Below are 24,331 nucleotides of genomic sequence, written 5' to 3' on the forward strand. Positions count from 1 at the left end.
TGCGGTCTCTCCTGCGGAGGTGCGTCGGTGAGTAGGAACCAGAACGGTCCCTTCCGTACCAAATCAGTCGAACAGTCGATCCTCGACACGGAAGAGCCGGAACACGCGCTCAAGAAGTCGCTCTCCTCCTGGGACCTGACCGTCTTCGGCGTCGGCGTGATCATCGGCACCGGCATCTTCGTCCTCACGGGCAAGGTCGCCAAGGAGACCGCCGGCCCCGCCACCGCCCTCGCCTTCGTCGCCGCCGGCATCGTGTGCGCCCTCGCCGCCCTGTGCTACGCCGAGTTCGCCTCGACCGTCCCGGTGGCCGGATCCGCGTACACCTTCTCGTACGCCTCGATCGGCGAGCTGCCCGCCTGGATCATCGGCTGGGACCTCGTGCTGGAGTTCGCGCTCGGCACCGCGGTCGTCGCCGTCGGCTGGTCGGGGTACGTCCGCTCGCTCATGGACAACGCCGGAGTCCACCTGCCCGCCTCGCTCCAGGGCCCCGACGTGCCGGGCGGCCACTTCGACCTGCTCGCCTTCGTCCTGGTCCTGGTCCTGACCGTGATCCTGGTCGTCGGCGTGAAGCTGTCCGCGCGGATCACCACCGTGGTCGTCGCGATCAAGGTCACGGTGGTGCTCATCGTGATCATCGCCGGCCTGTTCTTCATCACGAAGTCCAACTACACGCCCTTCATCCCGCCCGCCGAACCGCAGACGGGCGGTTCCGGGCTCGATGCCCCGCTCGTCCAGCTGCTCTTCGGCTACGAGCCCACCAACTTCGGCGTCATGGGCATCTTCACCGCCGCCTCCGTGGTCTTCTTCGCCTTCATCGGCTTCGACGTGGTGGCCACCGCGGCCGAGGAGACCAAGCTCCCGCAGCGGGACATGCCGCGCGGCATCCTCGGCTCGCTGATCATCTGCACCGTGCTCTACGTGGCGGTCTCGATCGTGGTGACCGGCATGCAGAACTACAAGGAGCTCTCCGTCAGCGCTCCGCTGGCCGACGCCTTCAAATCCGCCGGCCATCCCGTCTACGGGGGCATCATCAGCTTCGGCGCCGCCGTGGGCCTGACCACCGTGTGCATGATCCTGCTGCTGGGCCAGACCCGGGTGTTCTTCGCGATGAGCCGCGACGGCCTGCTGCCGCGCTTCTTCTCGCGGACCCACCCGAAGTTCCGTACGCCCTACCGGCCCACGATCCTGCTCGGCGGGATCATCGCCGTCGTCGCCGGGTTCACCAGCATCAACGAGCTGGCGACCCTGGTGAACATCGGCACCCTCTTCGCCTTCGTGGTCGTCGCGCTCGGCGTGATGATCCTGCGCCGCACCCGCCCCGACCTGCACCGGTCCTTCCGTACCCCGTGGGTACCGTTCGTGCCCGTCGTGTCGATCGCCGCGTCGGTCTGGCTGATGCTGAACCTGCCGGCCGAGACCTGGCTGCGGTTCGGGATCTGGATGGTCATCGGCTTCTTCGTCTACTTCCTCTACGGGAGGCAGCACAGCCGGCTGGGCCGGGGCGAGGGCATGACCCCGAACCCGGCGCGCGAGGGCCGCTGACCCGTCTCCTACGGTGAAGGCATGGAGAGCACCGTAGGACTGGAACCCTGGGCGGAGGACGACTTCTGGCTGCTGCTGCGCAAGAACGAGCCCGCCATGACGGAACACCTGGGCGGCCCGGAGACCGAGGCCAAGCTCCGGGACCGCCACCGGCGCTACCTGGCGATGAGCGCCGGGGAACCGGAGGCCGGGCGGATGTTCCGGGTCGTGGCCGACGGGGAGAGCGTGGGCAGCATCGGCTTCTGGGAGCGGGTCTGGCAGGACGAGGAGGTGTATGAGGCCGGCTGGAGCATCCTGCCCGAGTTCCAGGGCCGCGGGCTCGCCGCCCGCGCGGCCCGGGCGCTCGTGGTCCACGCGGGAGTCCACGGCGCCCGCCGCCACCTGCACGCCTTCCCGGCCGTCGACCACCCGGCGTCCAACGCGGTGTGCCGCGCGGCCGGGTTCGAACTCCTCGGGGAGGTGCGCTTCGAGTACCCGCCGGGGCAGTGGCACGCGAGCAGCGACTGGCGCGCGGTGCTGGGCGGCGACGACGGCTCGTAACGCCGAGGAGCCCCGGCACCCTTGCGGGGCCGGGGCTGCGGGCCGGGGGTGGAGCCGACGGCGGAGGCGGTGTCCGTCAGCCGCCGGTGGCGGGGGACTTCTTGGCCGCGGCCGGAATCGGCTCGTCCCTGCGCAGGGCCTCCCACAGCTGGGCGGACTGCGGCTCCGCGGCGATGACGCGGTTCTTGTCGACCTTGTCGTAGGCGACCGGGAGCATGATCGTCTCCATGGTCTCCGGGTCCACGCCCTTCATGCTCTGGGCGAAGTCCGACAGGCCCTTGAGGGAGTCGAGTTCGGCGTCCGTGGTCAGCGCCTTGGTGCCGGCGTCGGCGAGCTTGTAGAGCCGGGCCGGGCTGCTGAGGACGTCCTGCTTCTTGATCTCCGACAGCATCGCGATCATGAACTTCTGCTGGAGGTCGATGCGGCCGAGGTCGCTGCCGTCGCCATAACCGTGGCGGGTGCGAACGAACTTGAGCGAGTCCGTGCCGTTCAGGCGGTGCGTGCCGGCGTCGAGGTTCAGGCCGCCCTTGATGGGCTTGTCGAGGGTCACGTCCACGCCGCCGAGTGCGTCCACCAGCTCCTTGAAGCCGGCGAACTCCACCTTCACGAGGTGGTCGACGCGGATGCCGGACATCTGCTCGACGGTCTTGACGACGCAGGCCGGACCGGCGGTCCCGATCACGCTGTTGATCATGACCCGGTTCGCCCCGGGGACCGTCTTGCCGTTCTTGTCCTTGCACTCCGGCCGGGTGATGAGGGTGTCGCGGGGGATGCTGATCGCGGTGGCCTTCTTACGGCCCTCGGGTATGTGCACCAGCATGTTGGTGTCCGAGCGGGAGCCGCTGACATCACCGTGATCGAGCTCACCGTTGGCGCCGGCGCGCGAGTCGGAGCCGAGGACCAGGATGTTCTGTCCGCTGTCCGGCACCTTCGCGGGGCGGTTGTCGGCTCCGATCGCCTGGTCCAGGTCGACACTGTCGATGTTCCCGTTGAGGTGGTTGTATGCCCACCAGCCGGTGCCGGCGGCGCCGAGCAGCAGCAGGACCAGTACGACGAGGACGATCCTCAGGACGCGCCTGCGCGGACGCACCCCGCGCCCTGCGGATCGCCGACGACTGCGTACGGTGGTGTCTTGGGTCATACTGCTCGAATCCTCGGGGCCCTGGGTCGGAGGGCAGCGGGCAAGGGTGGCCGGATGCCGCTGCACTATAAGCAGATTTCCAAGTCGAATGGGAGTGCGCTTATCGTCCTCCTGGTCGGCCGTGATGCGGAAAATACCGGAGTCCCCACTGCGCGGGGGAGGGGGAGTAAGAGCCATGGGCCGAAATACCGGACGACGTGCGCGACGCGGTGACGCCTCTCGCGAGCAACTGCGGCAGGATTCCGCTCCGCAGCCGGGCCGGGCCCCCGCGGTGGCCGTCGTCGTCGCCGGCCCCGCCGACGCCGTTCCCATGATCCATTCCGAACCTTCCGGTTCGGCGATCGAGCTGGTCTTCCTCGACGGCGGCGCCCCCGCCGAGCACCGTGTGCTCGAAGCGGCCGTGGCCCAGGCGAAGCGGCGCGGGTGCAGTTTCCCCGGCGAACCGTTCCTCCTCTATCCGGAGGAGGGCAACCTCGCGGGCCAGATCTTCGAGATCCTCCGCGACATCGGTCCCGTGCGCGTGCGCACCCTCGATCCGGACCCCGAGCACACCGGCGTCGACAACGAGCGCAAGCTCCCGATCGTCACCGAGCCGCCGGCGCGTGGACAGGTGGCACGCAGCACCCTCAGGGCCGCCCGCCGCTACCAGCTCGAGACCGGCACCCCGGTGTTCGTGGACTGCCGCCGGGCCGGAGCGGACCCGGCGCTGCCCGCCGCGGCCGGCTCCCGCTACCCCCGCCCGTCCGGATGGCTGCTCACGGGCAAGGACGGGCGGCTGTCCGCGTACCTGCCGACGGCCGCCGGCGTGGTCCGCTGGACCGAGGGGCGCACCGAGGCCGAAGGCTGGACCGGCCCGGAGCTGCTCGCCGGCCCGGAGCTGATGCCGGGGCTGACCGTGCTGCAGGGCCCCGAGGGCTACGCGTACCTGTTCGGCCTGAGCCGGACCAAGCGCAAGGAGAGCGGCTCCGACGTCGAGGTGGTGTACGCCGCCCAGTACCAGACGGGCCGGCCCCTCGGCCCCTGGACCTCGGTCGGCAACCCCAACGCGTCGAGCTGGCAGAAGGCCCGGGAAACCGGATTTCCCGCGGCCGCCTTCGACGCGAACGGCGATCTGCACGTGTTCGTGCGCAACTTCGGGCACAGCGTCAGCGTCCGGCGGCAGACCCCGAAGGGGCGCATGTCCGGCTGGGAAGCGCTGGGCGGACTGCGGGTGGCCGACGAGCTGGTCGCCTTCCCGGCCGCGCAGGGCGGGGTGCACATGGTGGCGAGGGCGCGTGACACCGCGTCCGCGGGGCACTGGTTCCAGCAGGACGTGAAGGCGCCCTGGGCGGAGGACCGGCGGATTCCCGTGAGCCCCTACCCGGGCAGCCTCTCGGTGGCCCCGGAGAGCGGAGTCGTGCGTTTCCGCTATGCCGGGAGCAACGAGGTCTGCGTCTGGTGGCCGGGCGCGCAGGTGCCGATAGGGCTCGGCGGGCCCGAGGGCCTCGGGCCGGTCGCCGGGGTGTCGGGAGCCGACATCCAGGGGTGGGGCTGCACGGTGCTCGTGCGCGAGGGCACCGGGGGAGTGACGGCGATCGGTGCGCATCCGGACGGACGGCCGGACATCGGGGTGTGGTGGGAAGAGTCCGGGGAGCCCTCGGCGGTTCCGCCCGCGGCGGCTTTTGACAGCCACGGCCGTGTGGTGATCGCCACAGTGGGAATGGACGGAAGGCTCCGCGTGGCGCGCCAGCAACTGGGATCTCAGGGCTTGGAGTTCACTCCGTGGACTGTCCACTAAGGATCGTTTACTTCAGGAATATGCAGGTTTAAAGACTCTGGTCGCCGCCTTCTGTGCTGGATGGCTTCACCGGTGACTTGTTATGGTCATTCAGCGCCCATTTACCTGGACCATAGGTGAACGTTCGGCGTCACGGGGGCGGCGCTCGCTTCCGTGTCTCGTGGGGTGGGCGCAGGCGCTCTGTTGAACAGGTTGGCGCCGTTGACGACTGAGGGGTTATGTCCAAGCTGTCACTGAAGGCCGTCCAGAAGCTCACGTGCAAAAAACGGGACGCCTGGTGGACGGTCCTTCTTGTCGATCCGATCGCGACCCGCCTCGTCTGCGTCTTCGCGCGCTGGAACTTCGTGACGCCCAACCGTGTGACGTGGGCCGCGCTCTACGTCGGCCTGGGCTCGGCCTACTTCTTCCTCCAGGGCGACTGGGTCTCCCTGTGCATCGGCGCGGGGCTGTACCACGTCAGCTTCATCCTCGACTGCATCGACGGAAAGCTCGCCCGCCTCAAGGGCAACGGCACCATCTTCGGCGGCTGGCTCGACTACGTCTTCGACCGCATCCGCGTGCTGTTCTGCGCCCTGGCCCTCATGGGCGGGCAGTTCCTGCAGCACGACGAAGAGGTCTACCTCCTCGCGGCCCTCGTCGTGATCTTCCTCGACATGCTCCGCTACGTCGACGCCCTCCAGATCTACAAGATGCGCATGTCCATGCGTAACAAGATCGAGGCCGTCACGCTCGCCCGCCAGGCAGAGGAGGGCATCGAGGAGGAGGAGCGCAAGGTCGTCTTCATCGAGGACCTCCTGCGGGAGAACCCCCTCGGCCAGGCCGACGAACTCAAGCGGGAGACCGCGCAGGTCGAGCAGGCCGAGGTCATCGACCTCCACCAGCAGTTCCGCGAGAGCTTCCCCTGGTACGCACGGTTCCGCCACGCCCTGGTGCAGAGCCGCATCCGGCCGCACCTCATCAGCGGCATCGAGTTCCAGATGTTCATCTTCATCATCGGCCCCGTCATCGGTCACATCCTGTGGACCACCGCGGTGTCCGCCGTGCTGATGGGCGGCTTCGAGCTCGTCATCATGTTCAAGTTCTGGCTCTCCACCCGCGACTTCACGCGCACGATGGAACGCCTCGACCCGGGCAACATCCCCTCCAGGGCCGGCTCCATCGCCCCGCACCTGCACGCAGGACGCCACCGGCGCCGCGGCGAGGACGTCCTCGGCGGAATCGACCCCGCCCAGATGTTCCCCGCACCCGAGCCCTACGAGGACCCCGGTTTCGAGCCGTTTCCGCGGGCCTACACGGACCAGTTCACCGGCAGCGTGACCGACACGATGCAGCTGGCCCAGATCCCCTCGCAGAACTCGCAGCGACCTGACTACGCCGAACGAGAGCGCCACCCCAGATGAGTTTCCCGGTCGACATCTCCCCGTACGGCGTCACGATCGTCATCCCGGCCTTCAACGCGAGCGCCACTCTCGCCCGGGCGATCCAGTCGGCCGTGGCCCAGACGCACCGGGGCATCGAGGTACTCGTCGTCGACGACTGCTCCACCGACGGCACCCGGGGCGTCGCCCGCCAGTTCGCCGCCCAGGACCGCCGGGTGCGCATCATCGAGCGCCAGCACAACAGCGGAGGCTGCGGCGCCCCCCGCAACAACGGCATCGAAGCGGCCTCCGGCCAGTTCGTGATGTTCCTCGACGCGGACGACGAGCTGCCGCTCAAGGCCGTCGAGAGCCTGCTCTCCTCCGCCGTCGTCACCGGGTCGGAGGTCACCGCCGGCCGCGTCGTGCGCATCAACCAGGCCACCGACGAGGTCACCGTCTGGCAGCCGCAGCTGTACCCCGCCGACCAGACGGTCGGCGGCCTGTCGGCCATGCCGGAGCTCTTCGAGGACCCGATCGCCGCCGGCAAGCTGTACCGGCGGGACTACCTGAACAACTTCGGCATCCGCTTCCCCGAAGGCGTCTTCTTCGAGGACACGTACTTCTCCACGGTCGCGAACTTCCACGCGCGCTCGTTCACCATCCTCGCCACCCCGGTCTACCGGTGGATGTGGGAGCGGGAGTCCGACCAGCCCTCGATCACCAACCGCCGCCACGAGCTGCGCAGCATCCGCGACCGCATCCTGGTGCACCAGTACGCCGACAGCTTCCTGCACAGCGTGGGCCGGCCCGACCTGCTGGCCCGCAAGGCCGCCAAGTTCCTCTCGCACGACCTGCGCCTGTACACGCCCGAGCTCCGCAGCGGCGACCGCGACTACCGCAACGGGTTCCTCGCGGCCGTGGCCCCGTACCTGCGCACCCTGGAGCCCACCACCTACGAGCTGTGCGGCCCCATGGAGCGCGTGCGCGCCTTCGGCCTGATGCACGGCCGGGTCGACATCGCCGTGTCCGCCGCCGACTACATGCGGCGCCGCAGCGTCATCAGCTCCGACGTCGTGGAGCGCGACGGGCGGGTGTTCTGGTCCGGATCGCTGCTGCGCCACCCCGACGCCGAGCGCTTCCTGGAAGTCACCGAGCTCGACCTGACCGGCCAGAAGCTCGCCGACGCCCGCCTCTACAACCAGGCGACCTCGGTCGAGCTGGTCGACGGCGAACTGCACATAGCGGGCGCGATACGCAACCAGTTCGGCCGGGTCCGCCCCGAGGACAAGGTCGAGCTCATCGCGGTGCTGCGCCGCCGCAGCTCCAAGACCGACTACCACTTCCCCGTCTCCAGCCTGGAGATCGACGGGGACTGGATCCGCTACCACGCCACCGTCGACCTCACCTCCACCCTGGACAAGGCCGACCGCGCCGGGCACTGGAACTTCTTCGTCCAGCTCCGGCACGACGGCGAGCGGGCCTCCACCGCCCTCAACGTCAGCGGACTCGACGCCACCAGCCTGCGGTACGCCTCCGCCACGGGCGTCCACGAGGTCTACGAGACCATCAGCGGAAACCTGGGCCTGCGCCCGGAGACCGAGGCGCTGCAGGCCAAGGCCTCCGACCGGGGAACCCCCTGGCTGTGGTGGCAGGAGGTCAAGCCGACCGGACCCGTCCAGGCTCCGGAGCAGTACGCCGCGGCGCTCGTGGTCCTGTGCCACAACGACGAGTACCACCTGCGCGAGTTCCTCTCCTCCCTCGTCGCCCAGGGCAGTTTCGGCAGCACCCAGGTGGTGTTCGTCGACGACGGCTCGAACGACACCACCGCCCAGCAGCTGGCGGCCTTCGCCGCCTACTACCCGAACGCGATGGTCGTCACCCAGCAGAGCCTTGGCGGACGCATCGCCTTCGAGAACGGCCTGCAGTACGCCGCCGCCCCCTACGTGATGTTCGCGCGGGCCCGGGACATCCTCGGCGAGGACTCCGTGGGCCGCCTGCTCACCGCGGCCCGGAAGGCCAAGGGCGCCGACGCCGTCGTGGGCGTGGCGGACAACTTCCCGGGCCCCTGGCTCGGCAAGGACGAGCCCTGGGAGCGCTACTTCACCTCCAAGGACACCGTCCGCAGGCTGGCCGACGCCCCGTACCTGGTCTTCTCGACCCGGCTCGGCGGCAAGCTCTTCAAGACCTCCTTCGTGCGCGAGCACGGCTTCCGGTGCGGTCCGGGCCACGGCCTGGAGGACGACTGGTTCACCGTCCCCGCCCTGCTGTTCTCCAAGACGCTGACCATCGCCCGCGGCGCCCGCTTCTTCGAGCGCGAGGAAGAGAAGCAGAACTCCCTCTTCGACCGTCCCTGGAACGACCCGGCCAAGGCCGTGGACCGGGTCCGGCTGGCCGAGTACGTCCTCGCGTCGGTCCAGGGCGCACCGCCCCGGGTCGTCCGCCTGGCCCACCGCTTCGTCGTCCGCTCGCTCCAGCCCTACGTGCGCAACATGCACCGCATCATGAGCAAGACGGAGCTCGCCGGGGTCCTTCCCCTGCTCGCCTCGGTCTACAGCAAGATCCCCGACGAGATCATCCTGCAGTACGCCACCCACCCGCAGTCCAAGGTCCAGCACCACGCGATCGTCACGGGCAACCTCGAACTCTTCGCCGACCCGCTGGGCGCGCCCGAGTTCCTGCCCAGGCTCTACCTCGACGACGAGGGCATCTACCGGCGGCTGGCGAGCGACCCGGTGGAGACGAAGCTGCTGCGCGTCCCGCGGTCCAACGCCGTCATGGAGACCTTCGTCTGGAAGGGCGACGAGATCCAGTTCGAGGGCCTCCTCGTCCTGTCCGGCGTGGACATCGACGCGCAGTACACCAACCGCCTCCAGCTGGTGTTCTCCGACGGGACGCGCGAGGTGGCGCTCCCCGTCGAGCAGGTCTACCGCCGCGACCGCTGGCGCACCCGCAAGAACCAGGACTGGTTCTCCGGCTGGCGCGCCACCGCGCGCCCGTCCGCGCTCAACCCCCTGGCCAACGCCGAGCTGACGATGGTGATCCGGGTCCTCGACGAGGACCGCCACCACGACATCAAGCTCGCGGCCCGCATGAACATGCACCGCTTCAAGGGGGTGCACACCTCGGGCCGGCAGCGCTTCCTCCTGTCGATCGACGAGGAGGAGCAGGTCACCGCGCGCTGGGTGAAGGGCTTCGCGGCGCGGCGCAAGGACAAGCTGCGCCGCTTCCGCCAGGAGCTGCGCAACTCCCTTCCCGGCCGTCCGGGCTGGCGTACCCGCTTCATGTACTGGCTGACCTACCCCTACCTGCACGGCCGGGGCATCTGGATCATCGGTGAACGCGAGGACACCGCCCAGGACAACAGCTACCACCTCTTCAAGTGGATCCGGCTGAACCAGCCCAAGCGCAAGATCTACTACTCGATGAACGGCGACGCGCACGACTGGGACAAGGTCGCCCAGTACGGGCAGGTCATCGACAGGCTCTCGTGGAAGCACCGCGCGTACCTGCTGCACGCCGAGCGCCTGATCAACTCCTACGACCTGGAGGCCTACCTCGGCTTCCCGGGCCTGAACAAGCGCTCCTTCCTGCGCGGCTACGGCGACCTGCTGCGCTACAAGCGCGTGTTCCTCGGGCACGGCGTGGGCTACAACGACGTCGTCGCCTCGATCCACGGCCAGACCACCAACGTCGACATGGTCCTCAGCACGGGGCGCAGCGAGCGGTCCTACACCGCGGAGCACTGCGGCTACGGCTACGGGCGCGTCGCCGCCACGGGCATGCCCCGCTTCGACGCGCTGGAGCCGGTGCCGGGGCTCCGCCGGGTCCTGGTCATGCCCACCTGGCGCCGTGACATCGTGGCGCCCTCGTACAACAAGGCGGCCAAGCCCGAGATCCCGTTCGCGGCGTCCGAGTACTACCGCTTCTTCTCGTCCCTGCTGCGCAACGAGCGGCTGCTCGCCGCGCTCCAGTACCACGGGGTCGAGCTGGAGTTCATGCCGCACTACGAGATCCGGCCCTACCTCCAGCACTTCAAGATCGAGCACCCGTCGATCATCGTGTCCTCGACGGGCCGCGACGTGCAGCTGGCCATGCGCGAGTGCTCCATGATGGTCACCGACTACTCCTCGGTGTTCTTCGACGTGGCCTACATGGGCAAGCCGGTCGTGTACACGAACTTCGACGACGAGTCCTTCTACAGCAAGCACTACAAGCGCGGGTACTTCGACATCGACAGGGACGGCTTCGGCCCGGCCTGCCGGACCGTCGACCACGCGGTGCAGGAGATCATCGGCGTCCTCGAGCGGAACTTCCAGCTCGAACCGCAGTACAAGCAGCGCGTGGACGACTTCTTCATCCTGCGCGACACCTCGAACTGCGAGCGTGCCTTCAAGGTCATCGAGTCGATGGACTCCAACATCGTGGGTGACGAACGGGCCCGGCTGCACTTCGGGGAACGCGGAAACGGGGAGTTCTGAGACACGTGGGGGACGCACGATGACGGCGGTATACCTGGCGGGCGGATCGACGGTCTGCAGCCGCCAGCGCAGCATGGCGCCCATGGCCGGCTGGGGGCAGACGCTCCCGCTGTTCCTGCAGGGGGTCGAGGTGGTCAACTGCGCCCGCGCGGGCGCCAGCACCAAGAGCTTCATGGAACGCGGCCGCCTGGGCTGGATCCTGGACAACATCAAGCCGGAGGACCTCCTGGTCGTCTCCTTCGGCCTCACCGACATGAAGGAGCAGCCCGGCATCTTCACCGAGCCGTTCGGCGCCTTCCAGACCAACCTGCGGCGCTACGTGAACGAGGCGCGCGACCGCGGTGCCCACCCGGTGCTCGTCACCAGCCACGAACGCCGGGTCTTCGACCGGTTCGGCAACATGCGCCGGCCACTGCTGATGTACCCCGCCGCGATGCGCGAGGTGGCGGCGGAGCTCGCCGTGCCGCTGATCGACCTGAACGAGTGGTCCATCGCCTGGTGGCGCCAGCTCGGTCCGGACGGCACCAAGAGCCTGTTCGTGTACCTTCAGCCGGGCGAGCACCCCAACTACCCCGAAGGGGTGGCCGACAACTCCCACCTGCGGTCCCACGGGGCGCTGGAGTGCTCCCGGTTCGTCGCGAGCCGGCTGCTGGCGCAGGGCATGCTGCCCGCGCACTTCTTCCGGAACCTGGAGACGGGCTTCGACGCGGACCAGGTGGTGGAGTTCCTCGACGACACCGTCTTCGACCAGATGACCAAGGCACGTGTCGCGGGAGGCATGAAGTGAGCGGGAACTGGTTCCCCCTGGTCCGCGCCTGGGCCTCGCAGGGGCCCTACACGGGAGTGCTCGACCTGCTCTCCACGGCGGACCCGTCCTACCCCCTGGCGCCCGGCGCACAGGTCCAGCTCGCCATGACGGTGACCCCGTCCGGCGGAGCGTTCCGCACGTACGGCTACATCCTCGGCGAGAGCCTCGAGGACGGAGTGGTGGTCGAGGACCTCCAGGGCATGCGCAAGCTCCCCAACGGCCGCTATGCGGCCCTCGCCTCGGGCGACGAGCCGGTCACCGCGACCTGTGTGGTGCGCGTCCTGGACGAGGGCTCGGACGGTGCCGTCGTGGTGCCGCGCGTGGTCGTCGGCATCATGCCCTTCCAGGGCGACAAGCTCTCCTCCTCCTCGGGCATCGAGGACAAGGGCTACTACGTGCGCCGCCACAGCATCCCGGCCCGGCTCCTGAACCTGCGCCCCGGCGAGGTCGTGGGGCTGCCGGCGAGGAACGGGGGTCTGCGGGTGACCGGAGTGACCATCGCCCGGTACGGCATGCTCGGATGCTCCCCCGACGGGGCGGTCACGTACCAGGCCCCCCACTCGTTCCACGGCTACGACCGCTTCGTGTGCACCTACGAGGACCAGGACGGGCACGCGGCCGAGGGCCACGTGGTAGTCCGCGTGGGCGACCTCGGTGGCTCTCCCGGTGCGCTGGGCGCCGTCCGTGGCTAGGCGCACGCGGCTCACCGCCGCGCTGGCCGTGGCCCTGGCCGTCACCCTCGCGGGCTGCACGGCGGAGCCCCGGACCCCGGACGACCCGGCCCCCTCGGAGTCGCAGCCCGAGGACCTCGGGCTGCCCGAAGGGGTCACGTACAAGGAGTCCGTCCGCAAGCTCGACGGCCGGGAAGCCTCGCACGTGCGGGTCCTGACCATCCGTCCCGACGCCAAGGTCAGGGTGGCGGGCATGCACGGCCCCGCCGTCGCGCACGCCGAGACGGTGCGCAAGATGGCCGAGTCCTTCGGGGCGCTGGCCGCCGTCAACGCCTCCTTCTTCGACATCAGCACCGGCAAGAGCTACGCCGGCTACGACGGAGACCCGCTCGGCCTCTACACCGAGGGCGGCAAGGTCCTCAGCGAGGCGATCAAGGGCCGTCCCACCCTGCTCCTGGGCTACAACCGGGGCAAGCTCAGCGCCCGGGTCGACGAGGTCTCCACCGACGGGGTGGTGGTCTCCGACGACGGCGTGCCCCAGGAACTGGACGGGATCAACCGGGTGCCCGGTCGCATCCTGGGCTGCGGGGGCGTCGGCGGCGACGTCCTGGCGGTCACGGAGGAGCCGATGCAGGAACCGTACGGCGGGCTGTGCACGGACACCGACGAGCTCGTGTCCTTCACCCCGGAGTGGGGAGACCGTACGCCTCCCGGCCCGCCGGGCAGCATGGAGGCCCTGCTCGACGCCGACGGCCGGGTGACGGGCGTCCGCAAACCCGCCGGGGGCGCCGTCCCCAAGAACGGCACCACCCTCTACGGGATCGGCACCGGCACCGAGTGGCTGCGCACGCACGCCCAGACCGGCGCCGTGCTCACCACCTCCTTCGTCATGAACGACGCGACCGGATCCGTGGTCCCCGGTCCCGTCGAGACGGCGGTGGGCGGCCGCTACCGGCTGCTGCGCGACGGAGTCCCCGACATCGGCGAGGCGACGTCGCCCACGAAGACGGCCCCGAGGACCGCCGCCGGCATCACCAAGAACGGCAGCCTGCTCCTGGTGACCATCGACGGACGGGCACCGGGGATCGACGCGGGCGCCACGGTCATGCAGACGTCCAAGCTCATGGCCTCGCTCGGGGCGCGCGACGCCATGATGCTCGACGGTGGCGGTTCCACCACGATGGTCGTGCGCGATCAGCTGCGCAACACCCCGCGCGGCGCCGATGGCGCGGAGCCCTCGGAGCGGCCGGTCGCCAACGGGATCGGCATCTTCGAGAAGTAACGCGGGCGGACGTGAAGAGCGGGCCGTACGGGATCTCCTCCCGTACGGCCCGCTCTTCGTGTCACCGGCAACCGGTTACCGGTTACCGGCTGCCGCTCGTTACGCGGGGACGCTCGCCACGCCCGGGGCCAGGAACTTCTTGCCGTTCACCCGCTCGGACACGCCTTCGCGGTCCAGGTACGGGGTGACCCCGCCCAGGTGGAAGGGCCAGCCCGCGCCCGTGATGAGGCAGAGGTCGATGTCCTGGGCCTCGGCCACGACACCCTCCTCCAGCATCAGGCCGATCTCCTGCGCGACCGCGTCCAGGACGCGGTGGCGGACCTGCTCCTCCGTCAGGACGGAGTCGCCCTGCACGAGGAGGGCGGCGACCTCGGGGTCGAGCTCCGGCTTGAAGCCGTTCTCCGCGTTGTAGACGTAGAAGCCGCGCTTGCCGGCCTTGACCACGGCCGCGAGGTTCGGGGACACCGTGAAGCGCTCCGGGAAGGCGCGGTTCAGGGTCTCGGAGACGTGCAGGCCGATCGCCGGGCCGACGAGCTCCAGGAGCACGAGCGGGGACATCGGCAGGCCGAGCGGCTCGATGGCCTTCTCGGCGGTGACCACCGGGGTGCCCTCGTCGATGACGTTCTGGATTTCGCCCATGAAGCGGGTCAGGATGCGGTTCACGACGAACGCCGGGGCGTCCTTGGTGAGGACCGCGGTCTTCTTCAGCTTCCGCGCGACACCGAAGGCCGTGGCCAGCGAGGCGTCGTCGGTCTGCTCGCCGCGGACGATCTCCAGCAGCGGGAGGATCGCGACGGGGTTGAAGAAGTGGAAGCCGACCACGCGCTCCGGGTGGCGGAGCTTGGAGGCCATCTCGGAGACCGACAGCGAGGAGGTGTTGGTGGCGAGGATCGCGTGCGCCGGGGCGACCGCCTCGACCTCCGCGAACACCTTCTGCTTGACGGACATCTCCTCGAACACGGCCTCGATGATGAAGTCCGCGTCCGCGAAGCCCTCGGCCTTGTCCAGGACCCCCGTCACCAGGGCGGTCAGGCGGTTGGCCTTGTCCTGGTTGATGCGGCCCTTGCCGAGCAGCTTCTGGATCTCGGCGTGGACGTAGCCCACGCCCTTGTCCACGCGCTCCTGGTCGATGTCGGTGAGGACCACCGGCACCTCCAGGCGGCGCAGGAACAGCAGCGCCAGCTGCGAGGCCATCAGGCCCGCGCCGACGACGCCGACCTTGGTGACCGGGCGGGCCAGGTTCTTGTCCGGGGCGCCGGCCGGGCGCTTGGCGCGCTTCTGGACCAGGTTGAAGGCGTAGATGCCGGAGCGCAGTTCGCCGCCCATGATGAGGTCCGCGAGCGCGGCGTCCTCGGCGTCGAAGCCCTTCTGCAGGTCGCCGTCCTTGGCGGCCTCGATGATCTCCAGTGCGCGGTAGGCGGCCGGGGCCGCGCCGTGCACCTTGGAGTCGGCGATGAAGCGGCCGCGGGCGACCGCCGCGTCCCAGGCCTCGCCGCGGTCGATCTCGTCGCGGACGACCTCGGTCTCGCCCTTCAGCACGCGGGCGGTCCACAGGAGCGACTGCTCCAGGAAGTCCGCGCCCTCGAACAGCGCGTCCGCGATGCCGAGCTCGAAGACCTGCTTGCCCTTCAGCTGGCGGTTCTGGTTCAGCGAGTTCTCGATGATGACCGAGACCGCGCGGTCCGCGCCGATCAGGTTCGGCAGCAGGGCGCAGCCGCCCCAGCCGGGAACCAGGCCGAGGAAGACCTCGGGCAGGGAGAAGGCGGGGATGGCCTTGGAGACGGTGCGGTAGGTGCAGTGCAGACCGACCTCGACACCGCCGCCCATCGCCGCGCCGTTGTAGTACGCGAAGGTGGGGACGGCCAGCTCGGCGAGGCGCTTGAAGACGTCGTGGCCGCCCTTGCCGATGGCGAGCGCCTCGTCGTGCTTCTTGAGCAGCTCGACGCCCTTGAGGTCGGCGCCGACCGCGAAGATGAACGGCTTGCCGGTGATGCCCGCACCGACGATGGAGCCCGCGAGGGCCTCCTGCTCGACCTGGTCGATCGCCGCGTTCAGGTTGGCGAGGGACTGCGGGCCGAAGGTGGTCGGCTTGGTGTGGTCCAGGCCGTTGTCCAGCGTGACGAGCGCGAAGCGCCCGGCGCCGAAGGGCAGGTCGAGGTGGCGGACGAGCGCGCGCGTGACGACCTCGTCCGGGAACAGCTCGGCCGCGCCCTTCAGGAGCTCAGTGGTGGTGGTGCTCACTTGCTGTCTCCCTCGGCGGTGAAGTTCGGGTTCTCCCAGATGACCGTGGCGCCCATGCCGAAGCCGACGCACATGGTGGTCAGGCCGTAGCGGACCTCCGGCTGCTCCTCGAACTGGCGGGCCAGCTGGGTCATCAGACGGACGCCGGAGGAGGCGAGCGGGTGGCCGAAGGCGATGGCCCCGCCGTACTGGTTGACGCGGGCGTCGTCATCGGCGATGCCGTAGTGCTCCAGGAACGCGAGGACCTGGACCGCGAAGGCCTCGTTGACCTCGAAGAGGCCGATGTCGTCGATCGTCAGGCCGGCCTGCGCCAGGGCCTTCTCGGTGGCCGGGATCGGGCCGTAGCCCATGACCTCCGGCTCGACGCCCGCGAAGGAGTACGAGACCAGGCGCATCTTGACCGGGAGGTTGTTCTCGCGGGCGAAGTCCTCGGACGCGATGATCGCGGCCGTGGCGCCGTCGTTGAGACCGGCGGCGTTGCCCGCGGTGACCTTGCCGTGGGTACGGAAGGGGGTCTTGAGGTTCGCCAGGTTCTCCAGGGTGGTCCCCGGACGCATCGGCTCGTCGGCGGTGACCAGGCCCCAGCCCGTCTCGCCGGCCGCCTCGTTGTTGTTGCGCACCGAGATCGGTACCAGGTCCTGCTGGATCTTGCCGTCGGCGTACGCCTTGGCGGCCTTCTCCTGCGAGCGCACGGCGTACTCGTCGGCGCGGAGCTTGGTGATCGTCGGGTACCGGTCGTGCAGGTTCTCGGCGGTCATGCCCATGAACAGGGCGGACTCGTCGACCAGCTTCTCGGAGACGAAGCGCGGGTTCGGGTCCACACCCTCGCCCATGGGGTGGCGGCCCATGTGCTCGACACCGCCGGCGAGGGCGACGTCGTACGCACCGAAGGCCACGCCGCCCGCGACGGCGGTCACGGCGGTGAGCGCGCCGGCGCACATGCGGTCGATGGAGTAGCCCGGGACGGACTGCGGGAGGCCCGCGAGAATGCCGGCCGTGCGGCCCAGCGTCAGGCCCTGGTCGCCGATCTGCGTGGTCGCGGCGATGGCGACCTCGTCGATCTTCGCGGGATCCAGGTCCGGGTTGCGGCGCAGCAGCTCCCGGATGGCCTTGACGACGAGGTCGTCGGCGCGGGTCTCGTTGTAGATGCCCTTCGGGCCCGCCTTGCCGAACGGGGTGCGGACGCCGTCGACGAAGACGACGTCCCTGACGGTACGAGGCACGTTGGCTCTCCTCCAGGTGCGGGTGTGCACTGCTGCGCGGGGGCGCGCCCACTTGCTGAGCGCCCGCTCACCTCATCATGCTACTTGTCGGTAACCGGCATGCACAGCCCCCCTGGGAGGAGCGGCGAAGGTCACACTCCGCCGCCCCGCCGGTGACGGGCGCCCACGGACCCCGACCCGCCCCCGACGCCGAGGGTGCGCAGCGCCGGTGAGGCGTACGGCCTGCGCGTACACCGGGTCGCCAGCCCGGTCGGCCTCGCCGATCGGCACCGGGACACGACGGAGCCCCCCGGCCCGAAGGGCGGGGGGGCTCCGTCGTGCGGCGCACGGGCGCGGGGTGCGTCAGTCCTCGGTCGGGGGCTCCGGAGGAGCGGGCGGGGTCGCGGCCAGCGCCGTGACCAGGGCGTCCGTCACCTGCTCGATCTGCCACGGGCGGGCTCCGTAGCCCGCCAGGGCCTCGGCCACCGCCTCGGGCTCCCGCCGCAGCGGCGGCTCCCAGCAGAGCCGCCGGACCGTGTCGGGGGTGATCAGGTTCTCCTGCGGCAGGTTCAGCCCCTCCGCCAGCGCCGACACCGCCGTCCGGGCCGCGGCCAGCCGCGCCGCGGCCTCCGGGTCCTTGTCCGCCCAGGAACGCGGCGGCGGCGGACCGGCCGGGGTCGCCCCCGGCTGCGGCAGCTCGGCCTCGGGCAGGGCCTTCGCCCGGTCCACGGCGGCCATCCACTGGTCCAGCTGGCGCCGGCCCATGCGCTGCCCGTACCCGGGCAGGGCGGAGAGGGCCTGCGCGTTCAGCGGCATGGCGAGGGCGGCCTCGACGATGGCGGCGTCACCCAGCACCTTGCCCGGTGACACGTCACGTCGCTGCGCGATCCGGTCCCGGGACTCCCAGAGCTCCCGGACCACGGCCATCTGCCGGCGCCGGCGCACCTTGTGCATGCCGGACGTGCGGCGCCACGGGTCCTTGCGCGGCGGCGCGGGCGGTGCGGAGGCGATGGCGTCGAACTCCTGGTGGGCCCATTCCAGCTTGCCCTGCCGGTCCAGCTCCTTCTCCAGCGCGTCCCGCAGGTCCACGAGCAGCTCCACGTCGAGCGCGGCGTAGCGCAGCCACGGCTCGGGGAGCGGGCGGGTCGACCAGTCGACGGCGGAGTGGCCCTTCTCCAGCGAGTAGCCGAGGACCCCCTCGACCATCGCGCCGAGTCCGACCCGCGGGAAGCCGGCGAGGCGGCCGGCCAGCTCGGTGTCGAAGAGGGAGGTGGGCGCCATGCCTATTTCGCGCAGGCAGGGCAGGTCCTGGGTGGCGGCGTGCAGGATCCACTCGGTGCCGGACAAGGCCTCGCCCAGGGAGGAGAGGTCGGGGCAGCCCACCGGGTCGATGAGCGCGGAGCCCGCACCCTCGCGGCGCAGCTGCACGAGGTAGGCGCGCTGGCCGTAGCGGTAGCCGGAGGCGCGTTCGGCGTCCACGGCGACGGGTCCGGTGCCCGCGGCGAAGGCCGCGACCACCTCGGCGAGCGCGGCCGCGTCGGCGACCACCGGAGGGATGCCCTCACGGGGTTCTAGCAAGGGAACGGGCAGCCCGTCGGACGAAACCTCGTCGTCCGGGGGGCCGCCCCCGGTGGTGGTGCGCAGGCCTGCTGCGGTTTCTTGGGCGTCGGTCACCGGTCAAGGGTATCCGTGGATGCCGCGCGCCCGTCGCCGGAACGTTCCGGCGACGGGCGCGAGGGGGGAGGACGGGCGTTTCCCCGGGTTGTCCGGGAGTTCTCCCGGAGTCTTTCGGGGGATATCGGCCGGGTCAGTGGATGATCCCGGTCCGCAGGGCGACGGCGACCATCCCGGCCCGGTCGCCGGTGCCCAGCTTGCGGGCGATCCGTGCGAGGTGGGACTTGACGGTCAGGGCGGACAAGCCCATCGAGACGCCGATGGCCTTGTTGGACTGGCCCTCCGCGACGAGGCGCAGGACCTCGACCTCGCGGCCGGAGAGCTCTCGGTAGCCGCCCGGGTGGCTCGGGGCACCCGGGGGGCGGCGGTGCATACGGGCCGCGGCAGCGCCGATGGGGGCGGCGCCGGGCCGGGACGGGAGCCCGATGTTGGTCCGGGTGCCGGTGACGACGTAGCCCTTCACTCCGCCCGCGAGGGCGTTGCGCACGGCGCCGATGTCGTCGGCGGCGGACAGGGCCAGGCCGTTCGGCCAACCGGCGGCGCGGGTCTCGGACAGCAGGGTGAGACCGGAGCCGTCGGGCAGGTGTACGTCGGCCACGCAGATGTCGCGCGGGCTGCCGATGCGTGGACGGGCCTCCGCGATGGACGAAGCCTCGATCACGTCGCGTACTCCGAGGGCCCACAAATGGCGGGTCACGGTGGAACGCACGCGCGGGTCGGCCACGACGACCATGGCCGTCGGCTTGTTCGGGCGGTAGGCGACCAGGCTTGCGGGCTGCTCGAGAAGAACGGACACCTAGGCCTCCTGGGGGGGAGTGGCGGGACGGCCGGCTCGGGGAAGGAAGCCGGTGCGAACCGTGCGGATGGTCTATGACTCCTTCGGCACGTCACCCGCCCGGCTTTAGGGAATGATCACGATTTGGTGAGTAACAATTCGGGCAATTCGGACGCACGATCGATCATAGGGTGATCAGAAGCCCGCAAGGGGCGCCCTCTAACGACATCCGGCCCCGTCTTCGGCCCCGTCTTCCGGCCCGTCGTCCGGCCCGGCTCCACGGCGCGGGTCGGCACGTCGGACGGGTCGTGGCCTCGGGGCGTCACCCCTGAGGGTGATGCGGACCGCGCCGCTGGGGGAGCGAGACCACGCCGGTCACCGTCTCGGTCGGCCCGACCGGCGGCAGCCCCGCGATCTGGCACAGCAGTTCGCACCAGGCCGACAGGTGTGCGGCGGTGTCGGGCACTCCGCCCACCCCCTCGCGCGGGGTCCACGAGGCCCGGATCTCGATCTGTGTCGCCGGGCGCCTCTCGCCGAGCCCGCCGAAGTAGTGCGAAGCGGCCATCGTGACGGTCCCGCTCGCCTCCCCGTACGTCAGCCCGCGCGCGTCCAGCGCCCCCGTCAGCCAGGACCAGCACACCTCGGGGAGGAGCGGGTCCACGGCCATTTCCGGCTCCAGTTCCGCCCGTACGAGCGTCACCAGCCGGAAGGTGCCCTGCCAGGCGTCGTGCCCGGCCGGGTCGTGCAGGAGGATGAGCCGGCCGTCGGCCAGGTCCTCGTCCCCGTCCACGACCGCCGCCTCCAGCGCGTACGCGTGGGGCGCCAGCCTCTGTGGCGGTTTGGTGGGATCGATCTCGATCCCCTGCCGCAGTCTCGCCTTCTTCAAGCCCTCGACCGCCCGCCGGAACGGGAGTGGGACGGAGCTGTCCTTCGCGCTGTCCGTACCGTCAGCGCCATCTGAAAATCGTCCCTGAGCCGCAGCCATGCGGGGAAGACTAGGCGGAACGAGCGCCCGTACGGCGCAGGGACACCCGCGCCGGGCCGGGCACTTCTTCATACGTGCGAAGATTTGAGTCGTGAGCGCCAACACCCGCCCCACGGGCACGCCGAGCCAGACGTACGATTCCGCCTTCCTGAAGGCGTGCCGGCGCGAGCCGGTACCGCACACCCCCGTGTGGTTCATGCGACAGGCGGGGCGCTCGCTCCCCGAGTACCGCAAGGTGCGCGAGGGCACGCAGATGCTGGAATCCTGCATGCGGCCCGACCTGGTCACCGAGATCACCCTGCAGCCGGTGCGCCGCCACAACGTGGACGCGGCCATCTTCTTCTCCGACATCGTGGTCCCGCTGAAGGCCATCGGCATCGACCTGGACATCAAGCCGGGCGTCGGCCCGGTCGTCGCCCAGCCGATCCGCCGCCGCGAGGACCTCGCACAGCTGCGCGACCTCACCCCGGAGGACGTCTCGTACGTCACCGAGGCGATCGGCATGCTCACGGGTGAACTCGGCTCCACGCCGTTGATCGGCTTCGCCGGTGCGCCCTTCACCCTCGCGAGCTACCTGGTCGAGGGCGGCCCCTCCAAGAACCACGAGCACACCAAGGCCCTCATGTACGGGGACCCGGAGCTGTGGGCCGACCTGCTGGACCGCCTCGCCGGGATCACCTCCGCCTTCCTGAAGGTGCAGATCGAAGCCGGCGCCTCCGCGGTCCAGCTGTTCGACTCCTGGGTCGGCGCGCTCGCCCCGGCGGACTACCGCCGCTCGGTGATGCCCGCCTCCGCGAAGGTCCTGGAGTCCGTGGCCTCGTACGGGGTCCCGCGCATCCACTTCGGCGTGGGCACCGGCGAGCTGCTCGGCCTCATGGGCGAGGCCGGCGCGGACGTCATGGGCGTCGACTACCGGGTCTCCCTGAACGAGGCCGTCAAGCGGGTCGGCCCAGGCAAGGCGCTCCAGGGCAACCTGGACCCGGCCGTCCTCTTCTCCACCACCGAGGCGGTGGAGACCAAGACCCGCGAGGTCCTGGACGCCGCGGCGGGCCTGGAGGGCCACATCTTCAACCTGGGCCACGGCGTCCTCCCGACGACCAACCCGGACGCCCTGACCCGCCTGGTGGACTACGTCCACACGCAGACGGCGGTCTAGGACCGAGCTGCGCCGACGTGGGGCCCCGGGCCGCCCCCCCCCGCCCCCGCCCCCCCCCCCCCCCCCCCCCCCCCCCCCGCCCCCCCCCCCCCCCCCACGTCCCGCAGCTAGACCCCCGAAGTCAGACCCCCGCCGCCCGTACCGCGGAGACCGCCTTGCGGGCGGCCACCAGGACCGGGTCCCAGACCGGGGAGAACGGTGGGGCGTAGCCGAGGTCCAGGGAGACCATCTGGTCCACCGTCATGCCGGCCGTCAGGGCCACCGCGGCGATGTCCACCCGCTTCGCGGAGCCCGGGCCGCCGACGATCTGGACACCCAGGAGGCGGCCCGTGCGGCGTTCCGCCAGCATCTTCACCGTCATCTCCGCCGCCTCGGGGTAGTAGCCCGCGGTGTTCGTCGAGCTGATCGTCGCCGTGACGAAGCGGAGCCCGACGGCCAGGGCGTCGCGCTCGCGCAGGCCCGTACGCGCGATCTCCAGGTCGCAGACCTTGCTCACGGCCGTGCCGACCACGCCCGGGAAGGTGGCGTAGCCGCCGCCGACGCCCGAGCCGATGACCTGGCCGTGCTTGTTCGCGTGCGTGCCCAGCGGGATGTGCCGCATCCGGCCCGCCACCAGGTCCAGGACCTCCACGCAGTCGCCGCCCGACCAGATGTTGTCGTGGCCGCGGACCCGCATGGAGAGGTCGGTCAGCAGGCCCCCCGACTCGCCCAGCGGCAGGCCCGCCGCGCGAGCCAGGGCCGTGCGCGGTTCCACGCCGATGCCGAGGACGACCACGTCCGCCGGGTACTCCTCCCCGGCCGCCGTGACCACCGCGCGGGCCCGGCCCGCCTCGTCCGTGCGGATCTCCGTCACCTCGGCGCGGGCGACCGTACGGATCCCCATGCGGTTCATCGCCCCGTGCACCAGGCCGCCCATGTCCGGGTCCAGCGTGGACATCGGCTGCGCGCCCCGGTGCAGCACGGTCACCTCGAAGCCCCGTCCGAGCAGGGCTTCCGCCATCTCCACCCCGATGTACCCGGCGCCCACGACCACCGCCCGGCGGCCCGCCGTCCGCTCCAGGTCCGCCATCAGCCGCTGCCCGTCGTCCAGCGTCTGCACCCCGTGCACCCCGTGCGCGCCGATGCCGGGCAGCCGGGGGCGGACCGGGCGGGCTCCGGTGGCCAGGACGAGCTTGTCGTACCCCGTCCAGTACTCGGCGCCCGACTCCAGATCGCGGGCGCGCACCCGCTGCCCCGCGAGGTCCAGCTCCACGACCTCCGTCCGCGTCCGCAGGTCGATGTCCCGCGCCCGGTGCTCCTCGGGCGTCCGGGCGATCAGCTCGTCCGGGCCGCCGACCAGGCCGCCGATCCAGTACGGGATCCCGCACGCCGAGTACGAGGTGAAGTGCCCGCGCTCGAAGGCGGTGATCTCCAGCTCCGCCGGGCCCTTGAGCCGCCGGGCCTGTGATGCGGCGGACATCCCCGCCGCATCACCGCCCACCACCACCAGCCGCTCCGTGCCGTTCCCCATGTGCCCGTACCGCCCTTCCCCGCCGCCGATGTCTGCGGGGACCACGCTACGTGCGTACGGGTGTTCAGTCCCTGTCGTCCGCCGGAGGGGCCGCCGGAGAGATCACCGCAGGGGCCGCCTGCGGGGTCGGCGGATCCGTCGCGGTGGCGGCCGTGTGCCCCGGCCGCACCGGGCCGGCCTGCGCGGGAAGCCGCCGCACGGGACCGTCGGGCTTCTGCTGCGCCGGACGCCACTTGCGGTACCGGCGGAAGCAGAGCAGCAGGAACGCGCCCGACAGCAGGAAGGGGGAGGCCGCGGCGAGGGCCATCAGCAGGTACATGATCACGGCGGTGAACACGGCCCAGCCGCCGAGCAGCGCGTCCGTGAAGCCCGGATCCGGCTCCTCGGGCTCCTTGGCCACCGGCTTCCCCGGTTCCGAGAACGTCAGCGTGATCGTGCCGAGCGAGGTCTGGTCCTTCAGGGCGGTCTGCTGGGCGAGCAGCGACTCCAGATCGGCCTGGCGCTTGCTGAGCTCGGACTCCAGCGTCACGACCTCGCTCAGCCCCGAGGCCTTCTCCATCATCTCCCGCACCCTTGTCACGCTCGCCTGCTGGGACTTGACCCGGCTGTCGACGTCGGCGACCTTCTGCGTCACGTCCTGCGCCTCGACCTTGCGGTTGAGCAGCTTCCCGCTGCCCTCCATCGCGGCCAGCACCGCGTCGAAGCGCTCGCCCGGCACGCGCAGGGTCACCGTCGAGGTCATCGACCCCTCGGAATCGCGCGCGGTGGACTCGTTGCCCACGTACCCGCCGGCGTTCTCCGCCGCCGTCCGGGCCCCGGCCGTCGCCTTCTGCACGTCCGCCGTCTCCACGCCGAGGGTCGCCGTCCGGATGATCTGGGCGCGTACGGCCGGAGCCTGCGGCTGGCCCTTGTCGGCGCCCGGGGCCGGCGCCCCCGACGCGGCCGGGGCGGGGGCCGCCGCCCCGCCCTCCCCGGCGGCGTCCTGCCGCCCGGGAGCCGCGACGGCCGCCTTGTCCGCGCCGGCGTCGCCGCCGGCGGAGCAGCCGGTGAGGACGAGGGCCCCGGTCAGGGAGAGCGCGGCCAGGGCCGTCGCCGAACGCCTCCCGTACCGGCCGTGACGTCTGTGCTGGGTGTGCATCGCGTGGTCCCCCTGCTGCATGTCGGAATCATCGGAATCGTCGGATGCGTTCG

Annotated in this window: 17 protein-coding genes; 9 read left to right on the forward strand and 8 right to left on the reverse strand. The window is 70.8% G+C overall.

From position 1 onward, the window contains the following. Positions 1-27: 27 nt before the first annotated feature. On the forward strand, positions 28-1,542 hold the full coding sequence (locus ACIA8F_RS28530) for an amino acid permease (protein ID WP_399382987.1): 1,515 nt from the start codon (positions 28-30) through the stop codon (positions 1,540-1,542). A gap of 21 nt (positions 1,543-1,563) precedes the next feature. Beyond that, complete coding sequence (locus tag ACIA8F_RS28535; RefSeq protein ID WP_399382988.1) at positions 1,564-2,082, forward strand: GNAT family N-acetyltransferase; 519 nt, start codon at positions 1,564-1,566, stop codon at positions 2,080-2,082. A 76-nt stretch (positions 2,083-2,158) separates the two neighbouring features. Here the strand turns inward: ACIA8F_RS28535 and ACIA8F_RS28540 are convergent, their stop codons facing one another. Continuing rightward, the gene (locus tag ACIA8F_RS28540) at positions 2,159-3,223 is read right to left on the reverse strand and encodes an LCP family protein (RefSeq protein ID WP_399382990.1); all 1,065 of its coding nucleotides are present in this window, start codon (positions 3,221-3,223) and stop codon (positions 2,159-2,161) included. A gap of 310 nt (positions 3,224-3,533) precedes the next feature. On the opposite strand from ACIA8F_RS28540, the gene ACIA8F_RS28545 reads away from it, so the two are divergent. The 6 genes from ACIA8F_RS28545 to ACIA8F_RS28570 all read left to right on the forward strand — a co-directional run bounded on the left by ACIA8F_RS28545 (position 3,534) and on the right by ACIA8F_RS28570 (position 13,597). Beyond that, positions 3,534-5,000, forward strand: coding sequence for a hypothetical protein (locus tag ACIA8F_RS28545; protein ID WP_399382991.1), 1,467 nt, complete (start codon positions 3,534-3,536; stop codon positions 4,998-5,000). A gap of 218 nt (positions 5,001-5,218) precedes the next feature. After that, the gene (locus ACIA8F_RS28550; RefSeq protein WP_399382993.1) at positions 5,219-6,400 is read left to right on the forward strand and encodes a CDP-alcohol phosphatidyltransferase family protein; all 1,182 of its coding nucleotides are present in this window, start codon (positions 5,219-5,221) and stop codon (positions 6,398-6,400) included. Next, on the forward strand, positions 6,397-10,836 hold the full coding sequence (locus ACIA8F_RS28555; protein WP_399382995.1) for a glycosyltransferase: 4,440 nt from the start codon (positions 6,397-6,399) through the stop codon (positions 10,834-10,836). Before ACIA8F_RS28550 ends, ACIA8F_RS28555 begins: the two co-directional genes overlap by 4 nt. Before the next feature lie 19 nt (positions 10,837-10,855). Next, on the forward strand, positions 10,856-11,623 hold the full coding sequence (locus tag ACIA8F_RS28560; RefSeq protein ID WP_399382996.1) for a rhamnogalacturonan acetylesterase: 768 nt from the start codon (positions 10,856-10,858) through the stop codon (positions 11,621-11,623). Then, positions 11,620-12,336 carry a hypothetical protein gene (locus tag ACIA8F_RS28565; protein WP_399382998.1) on the forward strand — a complete coding sequence of 239 codons (717 nt, stop codon included), beginning with the start codon at positions 11,620-11,622 and terminating at the stop codon, positions 12,334-12,336. The genes ACIA8F_RS28560 and ACIA8F_RS28565 overlap by 4 nt, the downstream gene beginning before the upstream one ends. After that, positions 12,329-13,597, forward strand: a complete 1,269-nt coding sequence (locus ACIA8F_RS28570) for a phosphodiester glycosidase family protein (RefSeq protein ID WP_399382999.1) — start codon at positions 12,329-12,331, stop codon at positions 13,595-13,597. The genes ACIA8F_RS28565 and ACIA8F_RS28570 overlap by 8 nt, the downstream gene beginning before the upstream one ends. 99 nt (positions 13,598-13,696) lie before the next feature. On the opposite strand, the gene ACIA8F_RS28575 is transcribed toward ACIA8F_RS28570, so the two are convergent. The 5 genes from ACIA8F_RS28575 to ACIA8F_RS28595 form a co-directional block, all read right to left on the reverse strand. Beyond that, a complete protein-coding gene (locus tag ACIA8F_RS28575; RefSeq protein ID WP_399383001.1) occupies positions 13,697-15,838 on the reverse strand; it encodes a 3-hydroxyacyl-CoA dehydrogenase NAD-binding domain-containing protein in 2,142 nt (713 codons plus the stop codon). Then, positions 15,835-17,061 carry a thiolase family protein gene (locus ACIA8F_RS28580; protein ID WP_399383003.1) on the reverse strand — a complete coding sequence of 409 codons (1,227 nt, stop codon included), beginning with the start codon at positions 17,059-17,061 and terminating at the stop codon, positions 15,835-15,837. Before ACIA8F_RS28580 ends, ACIA8F_RS28575 begins: the two co-directional genes overlap by 4 nt. A 342-nt stretch (positions 17,062-17,403) precedes the next feature. Further along, on the reverse strand, positions 17,404-18,714 hold the full coding sequence (locus ACIA8F_RS28585; protein ID WP_399383005.1) for an HRDC domain-containing protein: 1,311 nt from the start codon (positions 18,712-18,714) through the stop codon (positions 17,404-17,406). Between the two features lie 133 nt (positions 18,715-18,847). After that, complete coding sequence (locus ACIA8F_RS28590; RefSeq protein ID WP_214956508.1) at positions 18,848-19,510, reverse strand: response regulator transcription factor; 663 nt, start codon at positions 19,508-19,510, stop codon at positions 18,848-18,850. Between the two features lie 301 nt (positions 19,511-19,811). Then, positions 19,812-20,474 carry a DUF3000 domain-containing protein gene (locus tag ACIA8F_RS28595; RefSeq protein ID WP_399383006.1) on the reverse strand — a complete coding sequence of 221 codons (663 nt, stop codon included), beginning with the start codon at positions 20,472-20,474 and terminating at the stop codon, positions 19,812-19,814. A gap of 91 nt (positions 20,475-20,565) precedes the next feature. Here ACIA8F_RS28595 and hemE point away from each other — a divergent pair, with 91 nt between their 5' ends. Continuing rightward, positions 20,566-21,630, forward strand: coding sequence for a uroporphyrinogen decarboxylase (hemE, locus tag ACIA8F_RS28600; RefSeq protein ID WP_399383008.1), 1,065 nt, complete (start codon positions 20,566-20,568; stop codon positions 21,628-21,630). Positions 21,631-21,751: 121 nt separating this feature from the next. On the opposite strand, the gene ACIA8F_RS28605 is transcribed toward hemE, so the two are convergent. Together ACIA8F_RS28605 and ACIA8F_RS28610 are read right to left on the reverse strand one after the other, a co-directional pair. Continuing rightward, entirely contained in the window at positions 21,752-23,140 is a 1,389-nt protein-coding gene (locus tag ACIA8F_RS28605; protein ID WP_399383083.1) for an FAD-dependent oxidoreductase, read from the reverse strand. A gap of 64 nt (positions 23,141-23,204) precedes the next feature. Beyond that, positions 23,205-24,299, reverse strand: a complete 1,095-nt coding sequence (locus tag ACIA8F_RS28610) for a DUF4349 domain-containing protein (RefSeq protein WP_399383009.1) — start codon at positions 24,297-24,299, stop codon at positions 23,205-23,207. Positions 24,300-24,331: the final 32 nt, after the last annotated feature.

Source organism: Streptomyces sp. NPDC051563 (genome assembly GCF_044454225.1).
Lineage (GTDB): Bacteria > Actinomycetota > Actinomycetes > Streptomycetales > Streptomycetaceae > Streptomyces.

What these genes read in the sequence shown, in the direction of transcription:
- ACIA8F_RS28535 (WP_399382988.1), top strand. Translation starts at nt 1,564, where the DNA reads ATGGAGAGCACCGTAGGACTGGAACCCTGGGCGGAGGACGACTTCTGG.
- ACIA8F_RS28540 (WP_399382990.1), bottom strand. Translation starts at nt 3,223, where the DNA reads ATGACCCAAGACACCACCGTACGCAGTCGTCGGCGATCCGCAGGGCGC.
- ACIA8F_RS28545 (WP_399382991.1), top strand. Translation starts at nt 3,534, where the DNA reads ATGATCCATTCCGAACCTTCCGGTTCGGCGATCGAGCTGGTCTTCCTC.
- ACIA8F_RS28550 (WP_399382993.1), top strand. Translation starts at nt 5,219, where the DNA reads ATGTCCAAGCTGTCACTGAAGGCCGTCCAGAAGCTCACGTGCAAAAAA.
- ACIA8F_RS28555 (WP_399382995.1), top strand. Translation starts at nt 6,397, where the DNA reads ATGAGTTTCCCGGTCGACATCTCCCCGTACGGCGTCACGATCGTCATC.
- ACIA8F_RS28560 (WP_399382996.1), top strand. Translation starts at nt 10,856, where the DNA reads ATGACGGCGGTATACCTGGCGGGCGGATCGACGGTCTGCAGCCGCCAG.
- ACIA8F_RS28595 (WP_399383006.1), bottom strand. Translation starts at nt 20,474, where the DNA reads ATGGCTGCGGCTCAGGGACGATTTTCAGATGGCGCTGACGGTACGGAC.
- ACIA8F_RS28605 (WP_399383083.1), bottom strand. Translation starts at nt 23,140, where the DNA reads ATGGGGAACGGCACGGAGCGGCTGGTGGTGGTGGGCGGTGATGCGGCG.
- ACIA8F_RS28610 (WP_399383009.1), bottom strand. Translation starts at nt 24,299, where the DNA reads ATGCAGCAGGGGGACCACGCGATGCACACCCAGCACAGACGTCACGGC.